Here is a 10,204-nt window from a genome sequence, read left to right on the forward strand (position 1 = left end):
CGTCATTACGCCTGAACGATTATGTAAAATACCCTAAAGCCAACGTTGTAAGTACCATGTGGCCGAGGTTCCCCACGATTGTATAAAAACGGCAAAGCACTTGCATCTAATCGAATACATTCATGTTGCTAGTGTTCAACTGGCAACCTAGGTTGAGGAAAATTCCATGAGTATTGTGAAATCAGGTAGTGCGACATACAAGCCCCTCGGTAAATCGGGTAAAGGCAGCATTTCAACGCAAACAGGAGCCTTATCTAATCACCCGTACGGTTTTAACACCCGTTTTGAAGATGGTAAAGGGACCAATCCAGAGGAGCTCATAGGTGCAGCCCACGCCAGTTGTTTTACCATGGCATTGTCATTTGCTTTAGCAGATGCCGGTTATGACGACGGTGAACTTAGCACTACGGCAAAAATCAGTTTAGATAAAACCGATGGTGGCTTTGAAATAAGCCAATCAGCATTAAATTTAATAGCTAAAGTCGCGGGAATATCCCAAGATGAGTTTGCAAAAATAGCCCAAGGTGCCAAAGAAAACTGCCCTGTATCCAAACTACTAAATGTCCCCATTACTTTAAATTTCGAACTAAGCAAAAGCTAGTATATGTAAACAGCAAAGCAGGTCTGTAACGGCCTGCTTTGTGTATATAAAAGACTTTTTCTTATAGCTCAGTCAAAGCGTGCAAATCTTCCCCTAAACTTGTTTTTGGCCTTTCTATCACACGACCTACCTCTTTTTCACCGTCTAGCAACACAAAGGTAGGGGTATACTTAAGTGCGTATTTGCTGGCCAATCCTTGAGGATCCATTTTATTGGTATCCACAGCCACTAAAGTCAACTTAGGCACATCCAACCCACTAAGATCAAAGGTCTTCAATAGACGAGGGACTTCTCGCTGACTGTCGTGGCACCAAGTACCGAACAAGACCACTAGGGTGTCATCTTTTAATTCACCAACAGCGGATAGCTCAGCTTGGCTTGGTTGGTAACGATTATATTCAGCTTGAAATACAGGATACTGGGCGAACAATTGTTCAGCGCTTATTTTCCCCAATAAATCTGGCTCATTAGGCACAGATTGGCTGCACCCAACCACAATCAAGCTCATTAGCCACAATATCCCCAAAGTTTTCACTTGCTTCAACACGTTATCACTCCATATTTGTTTATCTGACATTCAATAATGTCACCATTTAAAAAGCAAGTTTAATTGTAACCCGCCAGCTAATTAACGAGTATTTTTACTCCCGCCCTTAATTTAGTTTACGAGGATAAATCAAAGGTAAATAAAATCAGTGACTTGGCCTTTTTTTTTGCGCTAGAATTATAATGCTTTGTCAGCAACTTTTAACCCGCAAAGGATACAGACTATGACGACACCGAGCGATAACGCATTTACTCAGTCGGTCAATGCGTTGGTGGCTAAAATAAATGCTGCAACTCAAACAAAAAGTTCCTTATTTGAGCAAGCTGAAATCTATTTTCAAGGAGCACAAAGCCAGCAGCGCGTCATTCAGCAATTGACAAGGGTTGTGAAAGAAAAGCATAAAGATCTCGATAGTGCCAAAAATGATATCCAGAAAAATCATTTGCGTGAGCTTCACAACAACGCCAAAAAAGAACTAAAAGATGAAACCGTAAAACAGGCACGTCAGCGTTATGCTCGTCTTAAATATTTGAAACAAATCTGTACTGATATCATTCAATTATGTGAAGGCCGTGACTGGCAGGAAACCCAGCAAAAAAGTGCAAAAGTATTAACCACACTCTTACTACTGTGCCCCCATGAAGGTAATAATGTAGCACCGGCGCATCAGCGCTGTAAGCCCTTGTATAAGGCTGTGCTCAGTTTACGTTTACTTGATCAGTTATTAACCAGTGAGGACGTAGAAAACCAATATGTTGTCAGTCGCTTTCATAGTTCATCACGTTTCTCAGCGCCGTCAAATAAATCTGCAGTACTTAATTTATTTCAAAGAGATGTGGCACGTCCCCTAGTAAGTGCTGCCTTGTTACAAGATATAGGTATGCAACATCCTGAGATACAGCGCTTGTTAAAAGGCTCTGACGGCTCGTTTAATCCTTTCCGAGTGCTAGAAAAAGACGTACGGATACCACTTTTGATCATGAATCACGAGCAAACAATGGACTACGTTTCCCTTGGCTTAGGTACGGAAGAATATGACGAAGAAAATGACGACTCTCCAGAATATGTGCAGCGCAAAGCGCATTTTGACAAAAATGAAAATAATCGTTATCGCTTAACACAGAGCATGTTAAATGACGCAATAAAACCAAAAGAAGCATTAGGCAGTACACTCAAGGCCGTGCAAATTTATACCTCAATCGTGCTATCCACTAAACCCAAATTTAATGTCGCCGATTTACCCAAAGCCAGCAAAGTTGTCCTGCACTCAGCTCAAAAAGGTGCCCTGACTTTATCCAGTGCAAACGGCTTACAGAAAATTGTTGGTCATTTCCCTATGGGATACGGTGTGGTATTTGGCCCCGCGGATGCACAAAGCATGGTGCCAACGAACTATGCTTACGCTGTGGTGAATGCGTTAAACCCTAAACACGCAAATGAGCCACACTGCCTTATCATTACCACGTTAGACACACACCACCGCACTGGCAAACAGTTCACTTTACCCCAACAACAAAATTTATATTTTGAACCGGTTTATCAGCTCTTTTCAAAGACACCAGCTGCCACACTCAAGGCGGTCGCTGAAAAAATTGCTATAACCCTCGATCAACCCAAAAATCAAGAAACGCTCCCCACATACTGGACAGTTCAGGGATATTTTCACTTTAAAAAGCAGCAAAATCTTTGGCCCCAGTAAGGGGGATGAAAATCGGCAAAAGAATAATATATAACTAAAATACATACCGAATAGTACAAAAATTATTTCTCGTCGCTTGTTTATTGCTATTCTGCCCCCACTTACCCAACTGGTTTTCGCCGGACATCAGTTTATTCGACATTAAGTAAAAAAATGAGATTTTTTTACTGTTTAATCTGTCTTTGCTTCATGAACGTAGAAAGCGAGCATAAGAATATACTGGGCTGCATTTAACGACCCATAAACAAGGGTCTACGAGCGATTCTAAGATTAATGCACTCATATCAGCCATACTGAACATAAACCAACACTATATAAAAATTAAGCGTGTGTTGCTCACGCCAAACAAGGATTTAATGTAATGCGCTTACTCAAGCCCTATTTATTGACCACAATACTGTTAACTTTCGTTACCGCTTGCTCAAAGCAACCTGAACAACAAGCATCTACCCCGCAAGCTTTACCCGTTGAAGTAGGCAATCCAATCCAATCTGTCATCACCCAGTGGGATGAATACACGGGACGTTTCGACGCCACCCAACAAGTGGATATTCGCGCCCGTGTCAGTGGGTATTTAGATAAAGTGAATTTCAAAGACGGGCAGATGGTCAAAAAGGGCGATGTGCTATTTGTTATTGACCAGCGTCCATTTACTATCGCCTTACAAAGTGCCGAGTCTCGACTTGCATTAGCCAAAAAAGAGCTAACACGCGGTAAAGATTTACGTAAGAAAAACTCTCTTTCTCAAGAAGAAGTAGACCGTCGCCAAAATGAACACGATATGGCGCTAGCAAATGTTAATACGGCTAAACTTGACTTAGAATTTACTGAAGTGAAATCCCCTATTGATGGCGTTGTCTCTCGCGATTTAATCAACGAAGGTAACCTTATTAATGGCACGGCAACCAATGCCACTTTGCTAACCAATGTGGTTTCCATTGATCCAATTCACTTTTACTTTGATGCTGGTGAACGGGATTTATTACGTTACATACGTTTAAGCCAATCGAATAAACGTGAAAGCTCACGCAGTGCATCCAATCCAGTGAAAATTCGTCTGCAAGACGAAAGCGACTTTACCCACACAGGCGTAATGGACTTCGTTGATAATCAAATTGATCAGAACACAGGCACCATAGTTGGCCGAGCAATCTTAGATAACCCAGGTGGTTTTATTTTGCCTGGTTTGTTTGGGCGCATTCGTTTGTTATCAGAACTGAACGTTGAGAAAATACTGATCCCCGACGCCATTATTGGTACAGACCAGTCGCGTAAATTTGTTTTTGTTGTCAATGATGAAGGCAAGGTCGACCGTAAGTTTGTCACCTTGGGCAAATTACACACGAATGAATTGCGGGTAATTGAATCCGGTTTAGACACAGGTGATCGTATGATCCTGAATAATCTAATGCGCGCTAGACCTGGCACGCCGGTTGAGGCCAAAGAAGTCGACCTTTCCAGCCAATACACGCTGTAAGGGGATAAGAATATGAACGTATCGCATTTCTTTATCGATCGACCGAAGTTCGCTTCGGTTCTCGCTATAATCGTACTCATCATAGGTAGCTTGGCGTATTTCAGCTTGCCTGTTGAGCAATATCCGCAAATTGCCCCGCCGACCATTCAAGTGGCCGCGTCGTACCCAGGTGCCAGCGCAGAGGTAGCGGCTAAGACGGTTGCGACCCCACTAGAGCAGCAAATCAACGGTGTGGAAAATATGTTGTACATGTCGTCACAATCAACCGCTGATGGACGTGTCACTATTACCGTTACCTTTAAACTCGGCACTGACTTGGACAATGCACAAGTACAGGTACAAAACCGAGTCGCCATAGCCGAACCTAGGTTGCCAGAAACGGTTCGACGCTTAGGCATCACCACCAAGAAAAACTCGCCCGATTTAATGCTAGTCGTGAATATGTATTCGCCAAATGGTACCTATGATCAAACCTATATCGCTAACTATGCGTCATTGCAAATTCGAGATCAGCTTTCTCGTATTGATGGCGTGGGTGATATTTTACTGTTCGGTGCCAGTCAGTACTCCATGCGAGTTTGGCTCGACCCAGATATTATTGCATCCTTAGGCATGACAGCGGCGGAAGTGGTAACGGCCTTACGTGGTCAGAATATTCAAGTTGCCAGCGGTACCTTAAATCAATCACCCGTTGCAGCTGGTCAAACTGCGTTTGAGCTCAATGTGCAAACCCAAGGCCAGTTGATCGAGCCCGCCGAGTTTGAGAATGTCATTATCAAAAACCAAGATGGCAAAATTGTACGTTTACGGGATGTGGGACGTGTTGAACTAGGCGCCGAAAGTTACACGACTCGTGGTTACTTAGGAGATAAAAAAGCGGTAGCGATGCCGGTGTTCCAGCGCCCAGGTTCAAATGCAATTGAAACAGCCGATGCGATAAAAGCGGCTATGGTTGAGGTGGGAAAACGTTTTCCGCCAGATTTAACCTATAAAATTGCCTACAATCCAACCAATTTTATCAGTGAGTCGATTACGGCTGTGGAACACACCATTTATGAGGCCATCGCGTTAGTGGTCTTAGTTATCATGGTGTTTTTACAAAACTGGCGTGCAGCGCTTATTCCGATTATTGCCATTCCTATTTCACTGGTGGGCACCTTTGCCATACTAAGCGCTTTAGGTTTTTCACTGAATAACCTCACTTTATTTGGCTTAGTTTTAGCCATCGGTATTGTGGTGGATGACGCAATCGTTGTGGTAGAAAACATGGAACGGCTTATGGCGCAAGGTATGCGCCCTTTAAAAGCCGCACGCCAAACCATGACTGAAGTAGGTGGTGCAGTATTAGCCATCGGCTTAGTGTTAATAGCGGTTTTCTTACCCACAGCCTTTGTTGATGGGATTTCCGGACAGTTTTATAGTCAATTTGGTATTACCATTGCCGTGGCGACTATCATTTCCGTTTCGGTCTCTTTGATATTAAGCCCAGCGATTGCCGCGGTATTATTCAAACCTCATAAAGATGAATCAGAAAAAAGTGGTGGGTTTCATTACCTATCTGGGAAGTTTAACCGAGGCATGGACAGAACATCTGACGCCTACGCCAAACTGGTATCAAGACTGGTCCGTCATGGCAGTATAATGTCGCTGATCTACTTAGTGTTGATGGGCTTCACGGTATATATGTTCAGCATAGTACCAAGAGGTTTTATCCCGGCTCAAGATCAAGGCTACCTTATCGTCGGGGTGCAACTGCCCGCGGGTGCTTCCTTGTCACGCACGGATGCCGTGGTGCAAGAAGCGGTAGACAAATTGCTAAGCATTGATGGTGTTGAGAACGCGGTTGCTTTTGCTGGCTTCTCTGGTGCAACCTTTACTAATGCCACCAATGCTGCCGCCATTTTCACTATAATGAAGTCATTTGATGAGCGCGCTGAATTGGGCGTGACCTTTAATGATGTATTAGGCCAAGCCCGCGCGAAGATGGGCGCGATCGATGATGCCAATGTGGTGGTCATTCCACCACCACCGGTGCGCGGTATTGGTAATGGTGGCGGATTTAAAATGATGCTCGAGGACCGAAATGGTCTGGGTCTGCCTGCGTTAGAACAAGCGATGTGGCAACTCGCAGGGGCGGCGAATCAAGAGCCTGCCACCACATCTGTGTTTAGTTTCTTCGAAACCAACACACCCCAGCTGTATGCCGACATAGATAGAGAACGGGTGGAACGCTTAGGTGTATCCGTGTCTGATGTGTTTAGCGCGTTAGAAGTGTATTTAGGCAGTGCATTCGTCAATGACTTTAGCTACTTAGGCAGAACGTTTCGGGTAACTGCCCAAGCTGATGCTCCTTATAGAATGGAGCCAGATGACATAGGCCGTATCCGAGTACGTAATGCAAACGGTGAGATGGTTCCTCTTAGCTCAGTGGCCACGTTCGAATATCGTTCAGGGCCTTCCCGTGTACCAAGATACAACTTGTATCCTGCCGCAGACTTAATTGGTAGCACAGCACCAGGCTTCAGTTCAGGTGAGGCAATTGCCACTATGGAGCGTTTGGCAGCGCAGATTCTACCTGACGGTATAACCTACGAATGGACCGAGTTGGCTTATCAAGAACAACAATCAGGTAACACAGGTATCTTGGCTTTTGCGTTCGCGGTTATATTCGTATTCCTGCTGTTGGTAGCCCTGTACGAAAGTTGGACCTTACCTTTGTCTGTTATTTTAATTGTTCCCATGTGTTTACTTAGTGCCATCACAGGTGTGCATTTCATGGGCTTAGACAACAACATTTTGACCCAAGTCGGTTTAATTGTATTGGTTGGTTTGGCAAGTAAAAACGCCATACTTATCGTGGAATTTGCCCGTCATCGAGAAAAAGAAGGTGCCTGTTTGTACGAAGCGGCAAGTGACGCGGCTAAACTGCGTTTGCGCCCGATATTGATGACGTCATTCGCCTTTATCTTAGGGGTATTACCGCTAGCGGCAGCCACTGGAGCAGGCGCTGAAATGCGCCAAGCTTTAGGTGTAGCAGTATTCAGTGGAATGTTGGGAGTGACCTTCTTTGGTTTGATATTCACCCCGGTTTTCTACGTACTGATGCGTAAGTTATCGATGTTAGTTAAAGGCCAAAAGCTCGACGATATGGGCCGAGTGCCGGTAACTGAAAGAGAATAATGAGCGAAATGAACTAAGACACGTAATACCAAAAAGGCCCGTAATGGGCCTTTTTTATTGATTGGCTATTTAGGCCACCATTGTTCTTGAATTGACTGTTGTTTAGAGCTAAAAATTTGGCCAAATACCGGTGTACTCAGCGTTACATTGTGCTTGCTAGCCGCTTCTTTGACTCTGACTAATGGTTCATACCAAGGATGAAACGCGAGATCAAAGGTACCGTTATGAATGGGCACCATTATCTTCCCACGTAAGTCTACATGGGCTTGTACTGACTCCTCTGGAGTCATGTGAATATCCGCCCAATCTTTGTCATAAGCACCGTTTTCAATCAGCGTGATATCAAATGGCCCGTATTTATCACCGATAGCTTCGAAGCCAGAAAAGTACCCTGAGTCACCACTAAAATACACACTGTCAGTGGCCGTTTTAATCACCCAAGATCCCCAAAGCGTTTTATTACCATCGGTAATTGCACGACCGGAAAAATGCTGAGTAGGGGTAAATACCACCAGCGCATGTTGAGTTTGCAATTCTTGCCACCAGTCAAAGCGCTGGATTTTATCTGCATGTATCCCCCATTTCTGTAAATCAGCTTCTACGCCTAAAGGAACATAGAATGCTTTCGTTTTAGCATTCAACGTCTTAATTGCTGCTCGGTCTAAATGGTCATAGTGATTATGTGATATCAAGACCTTGTCGATGGGGGGCAAGGCATCAATACTGATAGGCGTTGGTTCAAAACGCTTAGGTCCGAGAAATGAAAATGGCGAAGCGCGTTGTGAAAATACGGGATCAATAAGCCAATATTCGTCGTACATTTTGAGCAACAATGATGAATGCCCAAGCTTAACTATATGTATTTCATGCTCGCTTAATGCATCGAGTTGCGCCCGCGTTACACTGTGCATCGGCATTGGCTCGGTCGGCGTCGCATCAGTTTTTTTCTCGGTAAAATACCGGGCGAAAATCCCTAACGTCTTACCCAGAGTAGGGGCTTCACTCTGCACGTCGTTGTGAAATTTCCCATCGGCGAAATGAGCCGTATTTGGCAGGCTTTTCGCTGATCTTGCGCGTAATTCGTTGTTCAACAGATATGCTCCTATGATGCTACTCACACAAATGAATAATATGCTCAGGACGAATGTTTTCATTCACCACCCCAAAAAGTAAACTAATGAGTGTAGCTTGTCATCGGAATAACAAAAAGTAAACTATCAAGTGCACTTTATCTAAGTTAATATGTAATTTCACTTGTAAGGACAAACATGAAATTATCAGACAAAAAGCGCATTAATATTCTCGATGCCGCTGAACAACTATTTTTTGAGCACGGTGTGCAGCACACCACAATGGATCAAGTCGCAACCCAAGCAAAAGCCTCTAAGCGTACGGTTTACAACCATTTCGCTAGCAAAGACGTGTTATTTGACGCTATTTTGAGCCGTATGTTTGAAGAACTCGAAGAAGGCGAAGAACTGGTATTCGCTCAGCACATGACTATTGAAAGACAACTCACGGCCATCGCCAATCAAGAAGTCGTGTTACTTACATCAGATCGTTTTCTACGCATAGCTAAGATAGCCTTCATGCAGATGTTGCAACAACCGACTTTGGCTAAAAGTATTGCCAGTAATCAGTTTGGTTGTATGCGATATTTACACGAGTTTCTACAGCAGGCTTGCGTGGCAGGAGAACTGCACATTGAAGACATAGACTTTGCCGCGAAGCAGTTTGTCTATCAGCTAAAATCTTTTATTTTTTACCCTGTTTTATACGGGTTCGAAACATCGATCTCCATTCAAACCTCGCAAATAATCGAGCAAACCGTGCGCACTTTTTTAGCGCGCTATCGTCCCATCTAAGCTGCGTTTATTTAGCGGTAGGCTGACACGAAAAATCGATCCAACGGCACAATCAGGTGTTGAGTAGGATACGTTTCCGCCTAACATTTCGGCGCTTTTTTTCACCATATACAATCCAAGTCCCGTGCCATACGACGCTTTAGGATGAAAGCGCTCAAACATATTAAACAACTTATCCCTGTACTGCTCGTCGACCCCCAGTCCATTATCATATACTTCAAATACAAAAACATTGTTGGCTGAGTAAGTAGAGATCTTAATAAACGAATTAGCTCTTGTTGTATCTTGGTATTTAATTGCGTTTGACAGAAAATTATCGACAATTTGCATAAATTTCAGAGGTTTGGTATTAATTTCACCTATATAGTCAAAATAGGTCTCAATATCTAACCGGACAAAGTCTTTCATGTGACTCAGCGCACCAAGCGCGTTATATACCATATCCGAAACATCTACTGACTGAACTGGCTCGTCCTGCAGCTTTATTTTACTCACATCGAGTACACTGGTAACCAGATCACTTAATTTAGTGATGCCGGTTTGCGCTGCTTTCGCGGTACTTAACGCCTTCTGGTATTCCTCGTCTTCTATGCAATTAGCTATCATACTCATCACATAATCCATTGAGCTTAACGGAGAACGCAAATCATGGGTGATCCGATAGGAGAACTCTTCCATCTCTTGTTTTGCACTCAATAATGCTTGTGAAGCCTTTTTCTGCTCACTGATATCCTGTATCTGTGAAATAAAATACAGTGGTTGATCATCATCATCGCGCACCAATGACACGGTCAATTTCACCCAAATCAACTGCCCATCCTTATGAAAGTAGCGC

The 10,204-nt window shown here is 43.7% G+C and carries 8 protein-coding genes; 5 read left to right on the forward strand and 3 right to left on the reverse strand.

The window, feature by feature from the left end:
- The first annotated feature begins 166 nt into the window (after positions 1 to 166).
- The gene (locus GPLA_RS14425; RefSeq protein WP_007105676.1) at positions 167 to 601 is read left to right on the forward strand and encodes an OsmC family protein; all 435 of its coding nucleotides are present in this window, start codon (positions 167 to 169) and stop codon (positions 599 to 601) included.
- Positions 602 to 662: 61 nt separating this feature from the next.
- Here GPLA_RS14425 and GPLA_RS14430 read toward each other — a convergent pair whose 3' ends face one another.
- Complete coding sequence (locus tag GPLA_RS14430; protein WP_007105677.1) at positions 663 to 1,178, reverse strand: thioredoxin family protein; 516 nt, start codon at positions 1,176 to 1,178, stop codon at positions 663 to 665.
- A gap of 193 nt (positions 1,179 to 1,371) precedes the next feature.
- Between GPLA_RS14430 and GPLA_RS14435 the strand changes: the two genes are divergently transcribed.
- The 3 genes from GPLA_RS14435 (at position 1,372) to GPLA_RS14445 (ending at position 7,504) form a co-directional block, all read left to right on the forward strand.
- Complete coding sequence (locus GPLA_RS14435) at positions 1,372 to 2,847, forward strand: hypothetical protein (RefSeq protein ID WP_007105678.1); 1,476 nt, start codon at positions 1,372 to 1,374, stop codon at positions 2,845 to 2,847.
- 361 nt (positions 2,848 to 3,208) lie between these two features.
- Positions 3,209 to 4,324, forward strand: coding sequence for an efflux RND transporter periplasmic adaptor subunit (locus tag GPLA_RS14440; RefSeq protein ID WP_007105679.1), 1,116 nt, complete (start codon positions 3,209 to 3,211; stop codon positions 4,322 to 4,324).
- Positions 4,325 to 4,336: 12 nt separating this feature from the next.
- Positions 4,337 to 7,504, forward strand: coding sequence for an efflux RND transporter permease subunit (locus GPLA_RS14445; RefSeq protein WP_007105680.1), 3,168 nt, complete (start codon positions 4,337 to 4,339; stop codon positions 7,502 to 7,504).
- A gap of 65 nt (positions 7,505 to 7,569) precedes the next feature.
- Here GPLA_RS14445 and GPLA_RS14450 read toward each other — a convergent pair whose 3' ends face one another.
- On the reverse strand, positions 7,570 to 8,658 hold the full coding sequence (locus GPLA_RS14450; protein ID WP_040514898.1) for an MBL fold metallo-hydrolase: 1,089 nt from the start codon (positions 8,656 to 8,658) through the stop codon (positions 7,570 to 7,572).
- 114 nt (positions 8,659 to 8,772) lie between these two features.
- On the opposite strand from GPLA_RS14450, the gene GPLA_RS14455 reads away from it, so the two are divergent.
- Positions 8,773 to 9,369, forward strand: coding sequence for a TetR/AcrR family transcriptional regulator (locus tag GPLA_RS14455; protein ID WP_007105682.1), 597 nt, complete (start codon positions 8,773 to 8,775; stop codon positions 9,367 to 9,369).
- On the opposite strand, the gene GPLA_RS14460 is transcribed toward GPLA_RS14455, so the two are convergent.
- The coding region (locus GPLA_RS14460) for a sensor histidine kinase (RefSeq protein ID WP_040514910.1) at positions 9,346 to 10,204 on the reverse strand (859 nt) is incomplete at its 5' end. The genes GPLA_RS14455 and GPLA_RS14460 overlap by 24 nt on opposite strands.

The organism is Paraglaciecola polaris LMG 21857 (genome assembly GCF_000315055.1).
In the GTDB taxonomy this organism is placed as follows: Bacteria; Pseudomonadota; Gammaproteobacteria; order Enterobacterales; family Alteromonadaceae; genus Paraglaciecola; species Paraglaciecola polaris.